The 16721-nt window shown below is 66.4% G+C and carries 12 protein-coding genes; 4 read left to right on the top strand and 8 right to left on the bottom strand.

The genetic code is table 11. The features are described 5' to 3' along the window. Window positions 1-75 precede the first annotated feature (75 nt). Together HNO88_RS03525 and HNO88_RS03520 are read left to right on the top strand one after the other, a co-directional pair. The gene (locus tag HNO88_RS03525; protein WP_184242691.1) at window positions 76-648 is read left to right on the top strand and encodes a polysaccharide biosynthesis/export family protein; all 573 of its coding nucleotides are present in this window, start codon (window positions 76-78) and stop codon (window positions 646-648) included. 153 nt (window positions 649-801) lie between these two features. Next, window positions 802-2379: a DUF6418 domain-containing protein gene (locus HNO88_RS03520; protein WP_184242690.1), complete on the top strand. Its 1578-nt coding sequence runs from the start codon at window positions 802-804 to the stop codon at window positions 2377-2379. On the opposite strand, the gene HNO88_RS03515 is transcribed toward HNO88_RS03520, so the two are convergent. After that, a complete protein-coding gene (locus tag HNO88_RS03515) occupies window positions 2275-3369 on the bottom strand; it encodes an acyltransferase family protein (RefSeq protein WP_184242689.1) in 1095 nt (364 codons plus the stop codon). The two genes, HNO88_RS03520 and HNO88_RS03515, sit on opposite strands and share 105 nt — an antisense overlap. Before the next feature lie 778 nt (window positions 3370-4147). Between HNO88_RS03515 and HNO88_RS03510 the strand changes: the two genes are divergently transcribed. Beyond that, a complete protein-coding gene (locus tag HNO88_RS03510) occupies window positions 4148-4456 on the top strand; it encodes a hypothetical protein (protein WP_184242688.1) in 309 nt (102 codons plus the stop codon). Window positions 4457-4654: 198 nt separating this feature from the next. Further along, complete coding sequence (locus tag HNO88_RS03505; protein ID WP_184242687.1) at window positions 4655-5515, top strand: SMP-30/gluconolactonase/LRE family protein; 861 nt, start codon at window positions 4655-4657, stop codon at window positions 5513-5515. Between the two features lie 492 nt (window positions 5516-6007). On the opposite strand, the gene HNO88_RS03500 is transcribed toward HNO88_RS03505, so the two are convergent. The 7 genes from HNO88_RS03500 to HNO88_RS03470 all read right to left on the bottom strand — a co-directional run bounded on the left by HNO88_RS03500 (window position 6008) and on the right by HNO88_RS03470 (window position 16644). Then, on the bottom strand, window positions 6008-8884 hold the full coding sequence (locus HNO88_RS03500) for a TonB-dependent receptor (RefSeq protein ID WP_184242686.1): 2877 nt from the start codon (window positions 8882-8884) through the stop codon (window positions 6008-6010). Between the two features lie 199 nt (window positions 8885-9083). Next, entirely contained in the window at window positions 9084-10517 is a 1434-nt protein-coding gene (locus tag HNO88_RS03495; protein ID WP_184242685.1) for a glycoside hydrolase family 43 protein, read from the bottom strand. 29 nt (window positions 10518-10546) lie between these two features. After that, on the bottom strand, window positions 10547-11548 hold the full coding sequence (locus HNO88_RS03490) for an arabinan endo-1,5-alpha-L-arabinosidase (RefSeq protein ID WP_184242684.1): 1002 nt from the start codon (window positions 11546-11548) through the stop codon (window positions 10547-10549). Then, window positions 11545-13110, bottom strand: a complete 1566-nt coding sequence (locus HNO88_RS03485; RefSeq protein ID WP_184242683.1) for an alpha-N-arabinofuranosidase — start codon at window positions 13108-13110, stop codon at window positions 11545-11547. Before HNO88_RS03485 ends, HNO88_RS03490 begins: the two co-directional genes overlap by 4 nt. 23 nt (window positions 13111-13133) lie before the next feature. After that, on the bottom strand, window positions 13134-14060 hold the full coding sequence (locus tag HNO88_RS03480) for a Gfo/Idh/MocA family protein (RefSeq protein WP_184242682.1): 927 nt from the start codon (window positions 14058-14060) through the stop codon (window positions 13134-13136). Between the two features lie 3 nt (window positions 14061-14063). After that, a complete protein-coding gene (gene araD1, locus HNO88_RS03475; protein WP_184242681.1) occupies window positions 14064-15059 on the bottom strand; it encodes an AraD1 family protein in 996 nt (331 codons plus the stop codon). A gap of 58 nt (window positions 15060-15117) precedes the next feature. Continuing rightward, window positions 15118-16644 carry an aldehyde dehydrogenase (NADP(+)) gene (locus HNO88_RS03470; RefSeq protein ID WP_184242680.1) on the bottom strand — a complete coding sequence of 509 codons (1527 nt, stop codon included), beginning with the start codon at window positions 16642-16644 and terminating at the stop codon, window positions 15118-15120. Window positions 16645-16721 lie beyond the last annotated feature (77 nt).

Genomic DNA, 16721 nt, shown 5'->3' with positions numbered 1-16721 from the left:
ACGGTTTCGGCGTTTAAATCCATTTTGGCCGCATCGTGGTAACTTCCGATTCAGGACCTTCGGGGAGACAGCGAGATGCTGAGTTCAAAGATACGACTGGCCGCTGCGGCAGGCCTTGGGGCAGCGATGGCTCTGGGCGGCTGCGCATCCACACCCAAGCAGGCGGCCCCCACGGTGAGCGAGGTGCGCGACTATCGCCTGGGTGCCGGGGACGGGCTGCGATTGATCTTCTACGGCGAAGACAAGCTGAATGGCGAATACAGCATCGGCAGCGATGGGCGGGTGGCCCTGCCCCTCGTGGGCAGCATCGAGGCGAGCGGCAGGACGCTTCCCGAACTGCAGGAAGCGGTGCGCACCGCCTACGCCCGGGGTGGGTACCTGCTCGACCCCAAGGTGGCGGTGGAAATCCTCCAGTACCGCCCATTCTTCGTGCTGGGTGAAGTGAACGCGCCGGGACAATACCCGTTCATCCCGGGCATGACGGTGCGCCAGGCGATCGCCACGGCCAAGGGCTACACCTACCGGGCGCAGCAAGGCAACGCCATGATCACCCGCTGGGGTGAGACCAGCGAGGTGCCCTACAAGCTCTCGCCAGGAACGGCGGTGGCCCCTGGCGACACGATCCGCATACCCGAACGACACTTCTGACGGGCGATGCTCGCGGCGTCGGCGGCCCAGGCTCCGAGGCCCCAACAGCCAGAACCGTTCGCCATCGCAGGCGCTCCGCTTCGCTGGCGCCCGCGAGGCTTCCGGTGACGCGGCCTCCCGAACCCCAGCCGCAATACGAGGACCTGAAGACATATGCCTGCAGCTACCGCGTTCCGCTCCCCATCCGCGCGCCTCCGTCGGCCGGCGTCGAGCGCTTCCGGGCAAAGCTACGCCGGTCGGGCGCTGGAGATCGGCGTCTTGCTGCTGTCCATGCTGGCCGCGCTCTATGCCTCTTCCCGCTGGGTACACCCGGCCTGGTCGCTCGTAGCGCTGGCCAACTACGGCTGGCTCTGTGCCTTGGTGTTCCGATTGGAGCCGCGCGGCGCGGTCCTGTTCCTGCCGCAGATGTTCAACGGGGCGTCGTGCCTCGTCGCCCTGATCATGATCGAGTCCGGTGGCGAGATGTTCGAACTCGGCCTCGTCGGCCGAGCCGGCCCCTGGTCGAGCGCTCTGGTGCTGAGCGACCTCATGCTGTGCATCGGGTTCCTGCTCACCTTCCGCACTTTGATCCGGGCGCTTGACCGGCGGGGCGAGTACGCGCTCTCGCCGCTGCTCGATCGCTATGCCAACGCCCTGGCCATGATCGCACTCGCGCTCACCGCCGTCATCGCGCTGGCCTTGGTGGTGCGAGGGCTGCAGTACGGCTTTCCGCTGCTGGCCGGCATCGATCGCTTCAGCTTTCGCCGCTTCGCCGCCGACAAGGTCACGCTCTATGCGCTGAACCTGAAGTTCGTAATCGGCTATGCACTGGGCTTCGTTGCCTTTGCGCTGCCGGCGAGACCCTGGTTGCGCAAGGCGGCGATCGGCACGTTCGCCGGCATGATGGCGCTGTACTTCCTGTTCGGCGACAAGTTCTTCACCCAGCTCGGCTTCCTGAGCGCGTTCGGGTCACCTTACCTCTATCGTCACTACGCCAAGGTGGGCCGACGCATATGGCTCTACGCTATCATTGCCGCGATCGCCCTCAGCGGGGTGATGACGATGACGACGTACATCTACTCCAAGGGCTTTACGGAAACGCGCGCGGCGACCGTCAAGCGACTGAGCGGGCGCATGGTGGGCCAAGGCGAGCTATGGTTCCTCCAGTCCAGCATCGGCGCCCCGCTGATCGACTGGAACGCCACCTTGATCGAACGCTATGCACAGTCCTTCACGGTCAAGGCGACCGATCTGTTCGCGGCCCAGAATTCGCTGGGCGCGCACTACTTCTCCAATCGCTACGCGCCCGACTACTTGCGCTCGTCGCTGCACCGCAATGCCGGATCAGTCACGTACACCGAGGTCGCCGAACCGATGGGGCTGGTGCTGTTCGGCTGGCTGGGCCTGGGCCTGATGATGGCCATCGTCGGCATGCTGGTGGGATTGGCATGCTCCTACATGGCCTATGCCATCGAGAACCGCTCCTTGCTGAGCGCGCTCTTCGCCGCCTATGTCCTGAATCAGCTACAAGCCTCGATCGTGCAAGCCGCGCCGTGGGTGATCGGCAGCATCTACTCGCTGCGGTGGCTGGTCGTGATCCTCATCATCGAATTGGGCTTGCTGCTTCTGGGTCAAGGCGGAGCGCGGTCACGTCCGCGGCATCGCCGCGACCGGCGCTTGCCGCCGCGCGCGATCCAGCAAGCGGCGGAGCGCGCGATCGAGCGGCCGCTCGACCAGCACGTTCACCGCTAGGGCGGCGGCGATCACGATGACCATCAGCGTCGCGATGTAGAGCCACGGCTGCGGCGGCAGGCCAAGCCGTGCCCACAGGAGCGCGCCCGCGCGGATGCCGAAGGGATGAATGACGTAGATGGCGTAGGATGCCTCTCCTCCGGCGATCAGGAGGCGCGTCATGGCCCCGCCACGCTGCGCGAACGGTGCTGCCACGACGGCCAGCACGATCAACCAGGCCGGAAGCCCCGCATAAACCGCTCGCGGCAGATAGGGGATCGCCCCCCCCGCTCGCAGCAGCGCCAGAACGACCAGGCTCGCTGCGATCAAGGCCCAGGCGCCTGCAAGAGGCATGGCCATCCCGCGCCGATACAGCATCGCTATCCCGACGCCGCCCAGGAACTCGAAGACCAGCGACTGCCCCCAGAACGAGAGCCAGACGGGCGGATCGGGCACGAGTTGGGCAACCACCACGACCGCCGATAGGACGAGGACCAGTACCGTGAGCCCGACGCGTCGGCTGAACAGCAGCGCCAGCGCGAAGGTCACGTAGAAGTACGCCTCGAAGTTCAGCGTCCAGCCCAGCTTCAAGACCGGCACCGGCTGGCCCAGAGCGTTCGTTGCCGGAAGGAACAGCAGCGATGCCAGAACGTGGCCGGCATCCGGCTGCGCGATGGAGACCGCGCCGGAGAAGGTGAACGTGGCAGCCAGCATCAGCGCCGTCGCCAGGTAGTACAGCGGAGCGATGCGTAAATATCGTCTCACCAGGAACGTGCGCGCGCCGCCCGGCTCCCCGAACTTGTCGGCCGAGACATGGTACATGATGAACCCGCTGATGACGAAGAACAGGTCGACGCCAAATCCGCCATCGATCAGCGAGAACGGCCGGAACGAGCCGCCCGCCGGCAGCCGCGTCGCGATCTCATGCTGGAGATGGGCGAAGAGCACAGCGGTTGCGGCGAAGAAGCGCAACACCTGCACGCGCCCAAGATAGCTTCCACCGTTCGCCATGATCCTGCGCCTTCTCGATCTCGCCGACGTTCGGCACCCAGCACGTTCGCCGGGTGCCGCAGCGGCCATGATCCCTGACCGATGCCGCGCTGCGCGCAAGCCGGGATGGATCGGTTCTGCAGTGCTTCGAGCGCGCCCTGCGGGTACAATGGAGCCTGACGCTGTTTCGCAAGCGCAGCAGCACCGATCGGCTCGGCCAGCACGCTGCTCGCCGGCGGCAGATCTCGTCCGTTTCGGATCAAACCGCTTCGACGCTCCTGCGCAGCCAAGCCGCGAAGGCTTATCGCGAAGGCAACCAGCGCTGCCGCTGCCATCGGCAGAGCGCGTGAGCGAGGCTTGCCGGGCGATCGGCTCCGGCGGCAAAGAGCGCGATGCAAGGCTCTAGGTGAAGGCAGACGCAGGGACCTTCTCGCAGTTCGCCCCTGTCCATGCAGGCTCAGCCATGCTCTCGCCGGCTGGAGCTTGATGGCGACGAACTCGGGCGTGCCCGGTAACAGTGGCTCGACGGCGATGATGGACGGAATAAACCAGGCCGGCCTCTTCCCCGCATCGTCATCCGTGCGGTCGGCGAAGCCTTGCGCCCCTGCCGCGAAGCTTTGCAGTCAATCTGCGGCGTCTAGGCGACGCCAGCAATGGTGTCGCGGTGCTCGGTGACTGGCATCACCAACGTACGCGGGCCTAAGCGGGTCACGCGAAGGTGAGGTGCAGATGAACGCTCCGGATGGGCATCGTTCAGACGGCGGTGCGTACCTTACAAATTCAACTTGGAGGAAGAAGGATGCGCAAGTTCATCATCAGCGCAGTCGTGGCTGCCCTGACCTTTGTACCCGGCGTCGCTTCGGCTCAGCGCTACTACTCGGGCAACGGTCGTGAAGTGCGGCAAGAGGTGCGCGAGTGTCGTCGCGAACTGCGCCGGGCCGACAGCCGTCGGGAGTATCAGCGCGAACGCCGCGAGTGCCGCCGCGAGATCAGCCAGGCGCAGCGCGATTCGCGGCGCGGTTGGCGCGATCAGCGTTGGAACCGGTATGATCGGAACCGCCACGACCGTTACGATCGGTATGACCGGGATCGCTATTACCGGCGCTGATGTGTCCAGCAGGCGAGGCTGACGCCTTGCCTGCAACCGGCGGGTATGGTGTCGAACCGAGAGCATCACTCCCAAAAAACGCGACGTCAGGCCTTGTGCTGCACGCTTGATCGGACACCGAGCGCGGTCTAGTCCGACAATTGAGGTCGACCCTGGGGTCGGTCCTTGCGCGACAATGGTGGTCGCAGGAGCGCGACGATGACCCAGCCCGAAGCTGTCTGGCACCTCGATGCAGCACTTGGCGAAGGGCCGGTCTGGTTACCCGAGGAGCAGGCGCTCTGGTTCGTGGACATCAAGCGCGGTCACTTGCACCGCTTCCATCCGCAGACCGGCAGTGCAGAGACGTTCGAAGTGGGTGGCAATCCCAGCTTCGTCGTACCCACCGACGATGGTGGCCTGGTGATCGGTTCGCGCGACAAGGTGTTGCGCGCCGATGGCGGACGGCTTGGTCCTATCGTTGCAACACTGGATCAGCCCGCCGACAACCGGACCAACGACGCCGCGGTCGACAGTCTGGGTCGTCTCTGGATCGCGACGATGCATGATCCGGAGGAGGCGGAAACTGGAACGCTCTGGTGCCTTGACGGAGCGACGCTGCGTCATGCCGGCACGTCTGCCGTCGTCACCAACGGGCCGGCCATCACGGCGGACGCCCGTACGCTCTACCATGTCGATTCGGGCGCTCGCACCATCAGCCGCTATCCGGTGGATGCCGAGGGCCGGCTGGGCGAGCCGGAGCCATTCGTGACGCTGGGCCAGGACGAAGGCTATCCCGATGGCATCGTCCTCGATAGCGAGGACTGCGTCTGGGTGGCGCTGTGGGATGGCTGGGGCGTTCGCCGTTATGCGCCCGATGGGACGATGCTGCTGCACGTGCCGCTGCCCTGCGCCCGCGTCACCAAGCTGGCTTTGGGCGGTCCGGATCTGAGAACGGCCTACGTCACCACGGCCCGCGTCGGCCTTGACGATGCCGCGCTGGCCGAGCAGCCGTTGGCGGGCAGCCTGTTCACATTCCGCGTCGATGTACCAGGTCGCCCACAACCGGCGATGCGCACCTGAAGCCCGGCGCCTTGGCCGTTCGTCGCCTTGGCGCTCTCTGATCAAGCGAACAGGACGCCATCTGCAGCCGGGAAGATCGACGGCGATCTCGGCGCGGGCGGTGCCGCACCAAGGCACGACATGCGACCGCGACGTCGAACGAGCCTGGCGGAAACAGGATCGTGATCTCGGCCAGCAGGGTTCCCTTGCCTGACGCCATGGCGGCTCCCGCGCCGGGATTTGATCCCGGCCCTAACGCGTCGCCGCGAACCGATTCTCATCTGGACGGAAGGCGAGTTCTGCCTGGCCGAAGCCACGCAGAACTCGCCAGAGATCACCGCAGCCTGAACGACCCGAAGGCTCGTGCCTTTCTCAGTTTCCGGCCGGGTGATCGCAACTGTTTCGGGGCGGCCGCGTCCCCTCGCGGAGAGAGGGGGGAGAACGAGGGAAGCGCGGCCGCCTTCAGCCACCCGCATGCCCGGCTTGTCGCCTCGGCACCGCGGGCCGGCCGGATCAGTCGAACTTGAATCGGACGCCGATGGCGAAGGTCCGGTCAATCAGGAGGTTGGTGGTGTTGAACTGCTCCGCGTTGCCCACATCGCTGAACTTGTAATACTCCTGCTGCTTGGCCTTGGTCAGGTTCACCGCATCGAAGGTGACGCCGATGTCCTCGTTGACGTTCCAGGTCAGCTGGAGGTCCAGGCTCTTCTCGGGCTTGCGCCAGATGCCGATCGGGTTGGCGAAGCTGCGTCCCTCATTCACGCGTAGGAAGCCCTTGCGCCACACGTAGGAGAGGCGCGCACCGATCGGCCCGTTGTCGTACGCAAGCGTCGCGTTGTACGAAAGCTTCGACACGCCGAAGAACGCCGACTTGGTGTTGCCGGTGATGTTGCCCACCGCGTCGGTGACCGGGATCGTCTGCTCGGAGTCCAGCACCGTCGCGCTGCCCGTGAAGCCAAGGCCGTCCAGCGGACCGGGCAGATAGGTCGGGAAGTAGGTCAGCCCCAGTTCCACGCCCTTCAGCACGCCGTTGGATGCGTTCACCGGACGGGTCACGTTGAAGAATTCGGTATAAGTCTCGTTGCGCGGCAGGTAGTTGTTCGGGATGAACTCGCGGATGGTCAGCGGCACCACCAGCCCGTCGATCTCGCGACGGAAGCCGGTCACGTAGATCGCGCTGTTGCGCTCGAAATACCACTCCAGCGCCAGGTCCATGTTCTTGGAGTGCGTCACGCCCAGATCGGCATTGCCCGCGCTCGCGCTGCCAAAGCCGATGCGCGACAAGTCACCGGTCAGGATCGGGTTGGGGTTGAGGGCTCCGAAGTCGGGCCGGCGCAGCGTCTCGCCATAATTGAAGCGGATACGCAGGTTGTCGGTGATGTCGTAGCGGGCGGTGAATGCCGGCAGCAACTTCGACGACGAGGTGCCCACCTTGGTCTGGGCGAACCCGGCACCACGATCGAAATAGTCGTAGTTGGTGTCGATCGTCACGAAGCGTGCGCCGCCCTGGAGCTGGAGCGGGCGACCGAATATCGAGATCTCGCCATCGGCCATCAGGTAGGCCGCCATGTTGATCTCGTTGATGCCGAACACCTTGCCGAACGATAGCTGATCCGACAGCAGCAGCCCCGGCGCGACCGAGCGATAGAGCGAGCGGATTGCGTCGCGATCCATGTTGCGCGTGTCGGCCAGCACCCAGCTGGTCGGGATGTCGGCCCGGTTGTCGAAGAAGTCCTTGTTGGTGAACGCCGCGTCGCCGCCCAGCGAAGCCAGCGTGACGCCAAGCGCTCCGGCGCCCTGGTCGCGCACGAAGTTGGCGGCCTTGCGGTCGTCGTAGCGGAATCCGGCCTTGATGCGGCGCAGGAAGCCTTCGTCCCAGGCATACTCGCCATCGAGCATGAACGTAAGCGCGCTGCCGGTGTTCTTGGTGCCGCTGTCGAACAGGTTGCCGACGGTCCAGGCGTTCGGGTCGGTCAGGACGCCCTGGTTGGCGAAGCTGAACGAAGGCAGGCCGCCCCCGGCATTGAAGTCGACATCGATATCGAGCGGGCCACGGTCGGTGCGGATGGCGAAGAACGACGTCGTGTTCTTGCTGTCCTGGTACGCGAGGTCGGCCGAGATCTTGCCGCGATCGCCCACGTCCCACTTGGCATTGAATGCATAGACGAAGCTGTCTGTCTTGCTGGTCGTGGTGTCGCCGCTGTTGAAGCCGGCGACGGCGCCGACCTGGCGAGACTTGATGATGTTGGTGCCGTCATAGAGCTCGAATGTTGAACCCGGGTTGGCGCCAAGGTTGCCCCACCAGTCGACGAAGCTGAAGTGCAGGCTGTTGAAGGTCTTCTGCTTGAACCCGGTATAGAAGAACTCGGCCGTGTAGACCGACCGCTCGTTCGGCGCCCACTGCAGCGCGGCGTTGATCGCCGGACGTGTGCGCTTCCCATACAGGTCCGAACTGATCACCGCATCGCGCGAGAGGTAGTACGGCGTGGCGACGCCGTTGATGTTCAGCGTCGAGCCGGGCGCGGTCGGCAGGCCGGCGTCGAGACCGGGCGTCCAGTTCTGGTTGCGATCGCCGGGGAAGATGCGCTGCAGCGGCGTCAGGCCCGAGCCCGCTGGCGGGTTCTGCGTCGCGAAGGGCACCATCGCGCCTGCCTGCAGGAGCTGGTTGCGGAACTGCGTGCGCGTGTAGCTGGCGTTGATCAGGAAGCCGATGTCGCCGATGCCGGTCTCCCAGCGATTGCTGACGAGCAGCGCGGCGTTGGGATTGATCTTGTCGGCCAGCTCGCTGTAGACGCCGCGCGCCAGGCCCGAGATGGTGAAGCCGTCGAAATCGAGCGGGCGACGCGTCTGGACGTCGATCTGGCCGGCAAGGCCGGTCTCGATCTGGTCGGCGGAGCGAGTCTTGTAGACGTCGACCTTCTTGACGAGATTGGCCGAGATATCCTGCAGCGCGAACGAAGTGCCCGCGGCCGTGAAGATGTTGCGGCCGTTCAGCGTCGTCAGCGGGTCGGTCAGACCGCGGATGCTGATCGCGCCGGCCTCGCCGCCGCCACGATCGGTGACCTGGATGCCGGTCACGCGCTGGAGCGCCTCGACCACATTGTTGTCCGGCAATTTGCCGACGTCCTCGGCGACGATCGAGTCGACGATCTGGACGTTTTCCTTGCGGCTGTTGATGGCGCCGACGATCGAGGCGCGCACGCCGGTCACGACGATCGCGTCGCCGCCTTCCGCGAAAGCACCGGCCGCATCACCGGTCGCTGCGGGCGCGGAATCCGGCGAGGCGGTATCGCCGCTGGGGTTCAGCGGTACGTCCTGTGCGTGGGCGACGCTGGCCAGGCCAAGTGCGAAAATGGATGCAGTGCACAGAGCAAATGGCTTCATGGCCATCGTTCAACCCTCCCAAGGTGAGGCTGGCCCGTTACCATGCCCCCGTCTTCTCGCGGCAGATTATTAGTCAGACAATTAGAACGCAAGCAAAAAGCTCCCGATCTGTCACAATCTGGATCCGCTTGTCCGACTTCGGCGAAGAAACGGCTTAAAAGCTGGCCTTGAACACGGCTGTCCTCGTGCCCGCAGCCTCCGCAAGCTAGTCAGCCAGCCATGTGCTCGCTGCATCCGTCGCTTGCGCGAGACGGACCTTGTCTGAGGAATGAGCGAGCGCCCTGCCTTCGAAAGCCTGCGAAATGAACTGGACGGTGCCGCCGGGCCCGGCCATGCGGCGGAACCGGTCGGCCCCCGGGCCAACACTCGACGTGTCCATCGCAACGAGCGTGACGGAACCCTCGGCACTCGCGACCAGGCGATGGCCGGGCTTGAGGATCGGCGACAGCTGAACGCTGCCATCCTCAAACGAGAGCGAACGGAACTGCGTCTGCGGCAGGGGCGCGTTGCCGATGAGCAGTCGCTCCCCTTCATGCGCCAGCATGACGTTGCGCCGCACCGCGGGTGTAAACCGCTCCGGAAGCGGTCCGTTACCGACGGGCACACCGAAATTGGGATTGCCCCGTGCATCGGTATAGAGTCTCTGGATGCGCGTGTGACGATCCGGGTTGAACAGCGGATCGCCCGCGATCGCCTCGTAGTCACGGCCGTGATAGACCAGGATATCGCGGCCCTGCTCATCGACGGTGAAGCTGTTATGGCCGGGACCATAGACCGATGTTTCGCGGCACGTGACGAACACGGGCTGCTGCGACTTGGTCCAGGCGCGTGGGTCCATGAGGTTCGCGTTCTCGTCGATCGAGAGCAGCCCGAGGCAATAGCGTGCATCCGTGGCGCTCGCCGAATACGTCATGAAGACCTGCCCGTTCTTGACCAGGAACGCCGAACCCTCGTTCACCTTGAACCCACGCACTTCCCAGTCGAGCGTCGGCACGGTCAGCCGCGCCGGCGCGGCGGCCAGGGTCAGCGCATCCTTCATCGGCGCGATGTAGACGTTGGAGTTGGTGTCGATCCCAGCCTCGCGCTGCGCCCAGGAGAAGTAGCGCACGCCCTTGTGGGTGAAGATCGTGGAATCAAGATTGAAGCTGTCCCAGGGCGCCTGGAACTGGCCGAGCACGGTCCAGTCGCCGGTCATCGGATCGGCACCGTCGCATACGATCGCATAGGTGCGGATGCGGAACACGTCCTCGCCGCCGCCGCTGGGGCCGGCAGCGAAGTACATGACCCACCGGCCGTCGACGAAGTGCAGCTCCGGCGCCCAGAGGAAGCCGGACATCGGCCCACGCGCCTGGTGGCGCCACAGCACCCGCTCTTCCGCCGTGGAGAGCCCGGCCAGCGTCCTGGACCGGCGCAGGACCAGTCGGTCGTACTCGGGCACGGAGCCGGTCATGTAGTACCAGCCGTCCTCGTGCCGGAACACCTGCGCGTCGGCGCGCTGCCTCACCAGCGGATTGACGGCCAGCGGAGCTGCACTCGGCGCCGCCGCGGTGGCTAGCCCGCTTCGGCCAGCCTGGGAGCAGGCGATCGGCAGCAGCGATCCGGCAGCGGCAAAGCTGCGGCGCGAAAGGCGGATGGTCATTGTGTCCTCTCCCGACGTATTCTTCGTGGTCAGTATCGTGCGACGGGCCAGCCCTGCGCATCCCAGCGCAGCGGCGCGATGCGCAGTACCGGCTTGCCGTCCGCCTGCTTGTCGTAGGCATGGTAGACCAGGTAGGTCGTGCCATCCTTGTCGGTGAAAGCTCCGGCATGGCCGGGGCCCCGATAGCGCTGCTGCTCCTGCAGGTCCGCCCGCAACAGGATCGAGCCCCCCCCTTGCATCAATGCGCTGCCGTCCCCGCCCAGGTACGGCCCGGTGATCGCCTTCGCGCGCCCTACCACCGTGTAGTATGTGCTGTTCACGCCCTTGCAGCAGTAGTCGTACGAGACGATCAGGTAGTACCAGCCGCCGTGCGGAATGATGAAGGGCGCCTCGACCGGCGCCGGGCCGCCCGCGGGCGCAGGGCGGCGGGCGATCGCGGAGGGCTTCGCGCCGTTCACGACCTTGCCGGTCTTCCGGTCGAGCGGAAACAGCTTGATGCCGGTCCAGAAGCTTCCCAGCGCCAGCCAGTGCTTGCCTTGCGCATCGACCACGAAATTGGGGTCGATAGCGTTGAAGTCGCTCTCCCTGGTGGACATGACCACCTGGCCGTGGTCGGTCCACTTGGCTCCTGCCCCCAGCGTCGGGCTGGTCGCCACGCCGATCGCGGAGCGGTTCGAACCGAAGGTCGAAACCGAGTAGTAAAGCCGGTACTGGCCATCGACGTAGGCGATGTCGGGCGCCCAGATCCCGTCCGTGCCGGGGATGGCCTGCCTCGCCCAGGCGGGAATCTCCTGGAAGACCGCGCCGGCGTCCTTCCAGGACTTGAGGTCCGTGGAGGTTCGCACGCCGATGTAGCGACCCACGGTGTTGAACACGTAGTAGGTGTCGCCCTCGCGGATGATCACCGGATCGTGCACCGTCAGGTCGCCGGTCAGCTGCGAATTGAGGGTTGCCGTCCCGCTCGGAGCTTGCGCCTGAACCGCGCCGGCGCATGCCAGCGCGCTCAGGGCTGCCGTTACCAGCGCCTTCATTGCAGTTCGAGCACGACGACCGACTTGGCCGGTAGCGTGACCGACAGCTGGCCGCCCTGCACCGTGGCGCCGCTGAACGGCACGGGGCGAACTACCTCGGGCGCATCGAACGTGTTGTGGGTGTTGATCGCCGACGCCGTCAGCACGCGACCGGTCACGCTGCTTGCATTGACGCCGCCAAGGTTGATCGTCACCGTGTTCGCTTGGTTCGGATCGAGATTGGAGAGCGCGACGTGGACCTTGCCGTCCTTGCCTCTAACCGCCGACCCGCTGACCGCCGGCATGGTGAACTGATCCTTCGAGTACCACGGCGACTTGATCTCGATCGGCAGCACCGTCGCGTCCTGCCACGGCTTGTACATCTCGAAGACGTGATAGGTCGGTGTCAGCACCATCTTGCTGCCGTCCGTCAGGATCATCGCCTGGAGCACGTTCACCATCTGCGCGATAGCGGTCATGCGCACGCGGTCGGCGTGCCTGGCGAAGATGTCGAGGTGCACCGATGCGATCAGGGCATCGCGCAAGGTGTTCTGCTGGCGCAGGAAACCCGGGTGCGTGCCGGGATCCTGCGCATACCAGGCGCCCCATTCGTCGACGGCCAGGAAGACCCGCTTGTCGGGATCGTACTTGTCCATGATCGCGGTGTGCTTGGTGATCAGCTCGTCCATCCGCCGCGCGCCGGCGAGCGCATCGGCCCAGCCGCTCTCGTCGAAGTCGACCGCCGGCGCACGCGGCGGCCAGCCACCCGCCGGGTGCACGTAGTAGTGCAGCGAAAGTCCGTCGAGCTGCGGCGCGGCGACGCGCATCATCGTCTCGGTCCAGTTGTAATCGTCGACGTTGGCGCCCGCCGCGACCTTCAGGATCTTGGTACCGGCCGGCGCCTTGATGAAGGTGGCGTAGCGACGGGTCTCGTCTGCCGCGAACTCGGCCCGCATGTTGCCGCCGCAGCCCCACAGCTCGTTGCCGACGCCGAAGTAGGCGACGCGCCAGGGCTCCTTGTGGCCATTGCGTGCGCGCTCATCGGCAAGCGAGCCGGCGGGCGAGGTCATGTACTCGACCCATTCGGCCATCTCGCGCGCGGTGCCGTTGCCGACATTGCCCGCGACATAGGCTTCCGCGCCGACCTGGCGGATCAGCTCGAAGAACTCGTGCGTGCCCACGGTATTCGGCTCGGTCACGCCACCCCAGTGCGTGTTGATCTTCACCGGGCGGTTCTTTTGCGGACCGATGCCCTCGCGCCAGTTGTACTCGTCCGCGAAGCAGCCGCCCGGCCAGCGGATGACCGGCACCGAGAGGTTGCGAAGTGCGATCACCACATCGTTGCGGAAGCCGTTGGTGTTGGGGATCTTGCTGCCCTTGCCGACCCACAGGCCACCATAAATGCCGTGGCCCAAGTGCTCCGCGAACTGAGTGAAGACTTCCTTGTGGTAGACCGGACCCGGCTTGTCGGCCTGGATCGTGGCGGTGGTGGGCTGGTTGTCGGTGTCGGCCCAGGCCGGGCCGGATAGGGCCGTGGCGGCCATCAGCATGGCCAGCGTGGCGCGGCGTAGGGTGGTGATCATCGTGTCCTCTCCCTGAGGCTTTGTCAGTCGTGAAATTCGGCGACCACCTTGCGATGCCCGCGCAGGAACGCATCGGCGACAAGGCGCAACGGCGCCGCGTCGACGTCGCTGCGACCGGTGCGGATCAGGCTGGCGAAGCGGGCGTAGAGGCCCGGGTACTCCAGGTCCTCGCTGTGCTGGACGCCCGAGGGCAACGTCAGCACCGCGCCGCCGTTGGACAGCTTGAGCGTGCCGGCGTCGGTCTCGACGACGATGTCCCATGATTGCGGACCGGTCTGGCGCCAGTCGAGGTCCATGTGGATCGCCGCGCCGCCGGTGTCGCGGAACTGGATGTCGGCGGCGATCGGCGCCGCGCGGTTCGAGGGGATCTCCAGCGTGGCGCCGGTCAGGAACACCGGCCGCGGCAGGATGTGCGTCAGGATCGAGAGCGCGTTGATGCCGGGATCGAACACGCCGAGGCCGCCCGGCTCCCAGATCCAGGCCTGCCCCGGATGCCAGACGTGCACATCCTCGCGCCAGACGATCGACACGCTCTGGACCCGCCGCTCGGCCAGCCACGCGCGTGCCGGCGCGACGCCGGCCGCGAAGCGCGAATGCCAGGCCGCGAACAGCGTCGCCCCCACCCTCTCGGCGCGGCTGGAAAGCGCCGCGACTTCGCTCAGCGTGGCGCCGGGCGGTTTCTCGAGGAAGACGTGCATGCCCTTTTTCAGCGCCTGCACCGCCAGGTCGTAGCGGACCTGCGGCGGCGTGCAGAGCGCCACGGCATCGACCGCTGGGCCGCTCTCGATCAGTTCGTCGAGGGTCCTGGCGTGCGGCACGCCGTCCACGCCGGGATCATGCGGGCTGACGGTAGCGGCAAGGCTGAAGGCCTGGTTGCCGGCGATGGCGGGCAAGTGCTGGTCGCGGGCGATCTTGCCCACGCCGACCACCGCGATGCGGATCGGGTCCACCGCTCAGAGCGCCTTGACGATGACGGGCGCCGCAGCGGCGCGCGCCAGGCGGTTCGAGACGGGCAAGGTGAATGGTGCGGCAGACACCTCGAACACATCGCCTTCCTGCGTCTGCACCGCGTCCGAGAACGACAGCGTGGCCGTGCCGAAGAAGTGTACGTGCAGGTCGCCGGGACGGCGGAACAAGTCGTACTTGAAGTGGTGCTGCTCCAGGTTGTGGAAGCTGTGCGACATGTTCGCTTCGCCCGAGAGGAATGGCTTCTCCCAGATCGTCGTGCCATCGCGCAGGATGCGGCTGGTACCCTCTACGTGGGCAGGCACGTCGCCGAGCAGCAGTTCGGGGCCCAGCGCGGCCTGGCGCAGCTTGGAGTGCGCGAGCCACAAGTAGTTGTGACGCTCCGTCACATGATCGGAGAACTCGTTGGCGAGCGCGACGCCCAGGCGATAGGGCGTGCCGTCCTCGCCGATCAGGTAGACGCCGGCGAGTTCGGGCTCCTCGCCACCGTCCTTGGCGAAGGCTGGCATCGTCAGCGGCTCGGTGGGTCCGACCAGCTGCGATCCGTCACCCTTGTAGAACCACTCGGGCTGCTGGCCTTCGGCGCCCTCGGCCGGCTTGCCGCCTTCGAGCCCCTCCAGGAACATCCGCATGGAGTCGGTCACGTGTTCGCCCGATGCGGCCGCCTTGTGCATCTTGTCGCGGCCTTCGGCCGAGCCGAGGTGCGTCAGGCCGGTGCCGGTCATCAGCAGATGGGCGGCGTCCTCGTGATCGATCGGCGCCAGCAGGCGTCCGGCGGCGAACTCGGCGGCGATGTCGATGCTCTCGCCCTGCCCGCAGCCACGCGCCGCCTCGGCCAGCGTCGTGCCTTGCGCGATGGCGCGCAGCGCGAGTTCGCGCACGGTGGTGACGCCGGGCAGTACGTGCGCGGCATCGCCCTCGGCCAGGATAACGGAGCGCACGTTGTCCGTGCTCAGATGCTGGAGCAGGCGAAGGTAAGTCATGGATCTCTCCCTGTCGCGGCGCGTCTTCTCGAGGACGCGCCGCGGACGTTGGATTGGGTCAGTTGATGGTGAGCACGCCGTCCACCAGGCGCGGGCTGCCTTCGCCTGCCGCGCTGTCGCGCAGTTCGGGCGGGAGCAGCGTCTGCGACAGGTTCTGGTAGCTGACGGGACGCAGGAAGCGGTCGATCGCCAGGCTGCCGACCGAAGTGGTGCGCGGGTCCGATGTCGACGGGAAGGGGCCGCCATGCACCATCGCGTGAGTCACTTCGACGCCAGTCGGCCAGCCGTTCGCCAGGATCCGACCGACCTTGCGCTCGAGCACCGGCAGCACGCGAGCGGCCAGGGCCTCGTCCGCATCGTCCATGTGCAAGGTGGCGGTGAGTTGACCCTCCAGGCTTTCCAGCACCCGCAGCAGTTCCGCCTCGTCCTTGCAGCGCACGATCACCGAGGAAGCGCCGAACACCTCGTTGCCCAGCGCCTTGTCGGCCAGGAACTTCTCCGCCGTGGTCGAGAACAGCACCGCGCCTCCACACGTGGTGGAGCCGATCTCGCCCTCGGCCAGCTTCTCCACGCCCGGCAGCGCCGCCAGGGCCTCGACGCCCTTGGCATAGGCCGAGGCGATGCCCGCCGTCAGCATCGTCTGCCGCTTGGCGGCGCCAACACCCGTTGCGGCTGCCGCGGCGAAAGCGTCCAGTCCCTCGCCTTCGAGCGCCAGGACCAGGCCGGGATTGGTGCAGAACTGACCCGCGCCCATCGTCAGGGATCCGACGAAGCCCTCGCCCAGGGCCTCGCCACGCGCCTTCAAGGCTGCGGGCAGCAGCACGACCGGGTTGATGCTGGACATCTCGGCATAGACCGGGATCGGCACTTCGCGGGCCTGCGCCAGCTTGACCAGCGCCAGACCGCCGGCACGCGAACCGGTGAAGCCCACCGCCATGATACGCGGATCCTGCACCAGGGCGGCGCCAAGGTCGTTCGACGGCCCGACGAGGTGGCCGAACACGCCAGCGGGAAGGCCGGCGTCGCGCACGGCCTTGGTAATGGCGGCGGCGATGAGCGAGCCGGTGATCGGGTGGGCCGGATGGCCCTTCACCACCACCGGACAACCGGCGGCAAGCGCGGAAGCAGTGTCGCCGCCCGCCGTCGAGAAGGCGAGCGGGAAGTTGGACGCACCGAACACCGCGACCGGCCCGACCGGGATCATGCGCAGGCGCAGGTCGGGGCGCGGCGGCTGGCGGTCGGGCAGCGCGGGATCGATGCGCAGTTGCTGCCACTGCCCCTTGCGCACGACATCGGCAAACAGACGCAGCTGGCCGGCGGTGCGGCCACGTTCGCCCTCGCCCCGGCCGCGTGGCAGGCCGCTCTCGGCCATGTAGGCTTCGATCAGCGGCTCGCCGATGGCCACGATCTCATCGGCGATTCGCTCGAGGAAGGCGGCGCGCGTCTCGCGGTCGGTGGCGCGGTAGACATCGAACGCCTCGGCGGCGGCGGCGCAGGCTGCGGCCACATCGGCTGGAGTGCTTACCGGGATAGGTTCGCCCTGGAACTCTCCCGTGGCAGCGACGACGGATCGGAACTCGGTCATGGATGTCTCCTATTTACTCCGACATATTTCCTGTGCGGAAGAAAGGCAACGTTTGTATTCCTTCCTTGGGAAAGCGC

The organism is Novosphingobium chloroacetimidivorans, assembly GCF_014204535.1.
Taxonomy (GTDB): Bacteria; Pseudomonadota; Alphaproteobacteria; order Sphingomonadales; family Sphingomonadaceae; genus Novosphingobium; species Novosphingobium chloroacetimidivorans.
Note: the sequence above shows the minus strand (reverse complement) of the source record. Positions and strands in the feature narration are given on the sequence as shown.

Coding starts and splice junctions, on each gene's coding strand:
- HNO88_RS03525 (WP_184242691.1), top strand. CDS start 76: ATGCTGAGTTCAAAGATACGACTGGCCGCTGCGGCAGGCCTTGGGGCA.
- HNO88_RS03520 (WP_184242690.1), top strand. CDS start 802: ATGCCTGCAGCTACCGCGTTCCGCTCCCCATCCGCGCGCCTCCGTCGG.
- HNO88_RS03515 (WP_184242689.1), bottom strand. CDS start 3,369: ATGGCGAACGGTGGAAGCTATCTTGGGCGCGTGCAGGTGTTGCGCTTC.
- HNO88_RS03510 (WP_184242688.1), top strand. CDS start 4,148: ATGCGCAAGTTCATCATCAGCGCAGTCGTGGCTGCCCTGACCTTTGTA.
- HNO88_RS03505 (WP_184242687.1), top strand. CDS start 4,655: ATGACCCAGCCCGAAGCTGTCTGGCACCTCGATGCAGCACTTGGCGAA.
- HNO88_RS03500 (WP_184242686.1), bottom strand. CDS start 8,884: ATGGCCATGAAGCCATTTGCTCTGTGCACTGCATCCATTTTCGCACTT.
- HNO88_RS03495 (WP_184242685.1), bottom strand. CDS start 10,517: ATGACCATCCGCCTTTCGCGCCGCAGCTTTGCCGCTGCCGGATCGCTG.
- HNO88_RS03490 (WP_184242684.1), bottom strand. CDS start 11,548: ATGAAGGCGCTGGTAACGGCAGCCCTGAGCGCGCTGGCATGCGCCGGC.
- HNO88_RS03485 (WP_184242683.1), bottom strand. CDS start 13,110: ATGATCACCACCCTACGCCGCGCCACGCTGGCCATGCTGATGGCCGCC.
- araD1 (WP_184242681.1), bottom strand. CDS start 15,059: ATGACTTACCTTCGCCTGCTCCAGCATCTGAGCACGGACAACGTGCGC.
- HNO88_RS03470 (WP_184242680.1), bottom strand. CDS start 16,644: ATGACCGAGTTCCGATCCGTCGTCGCTGCCACGGGAGAGTTCCAGGGC.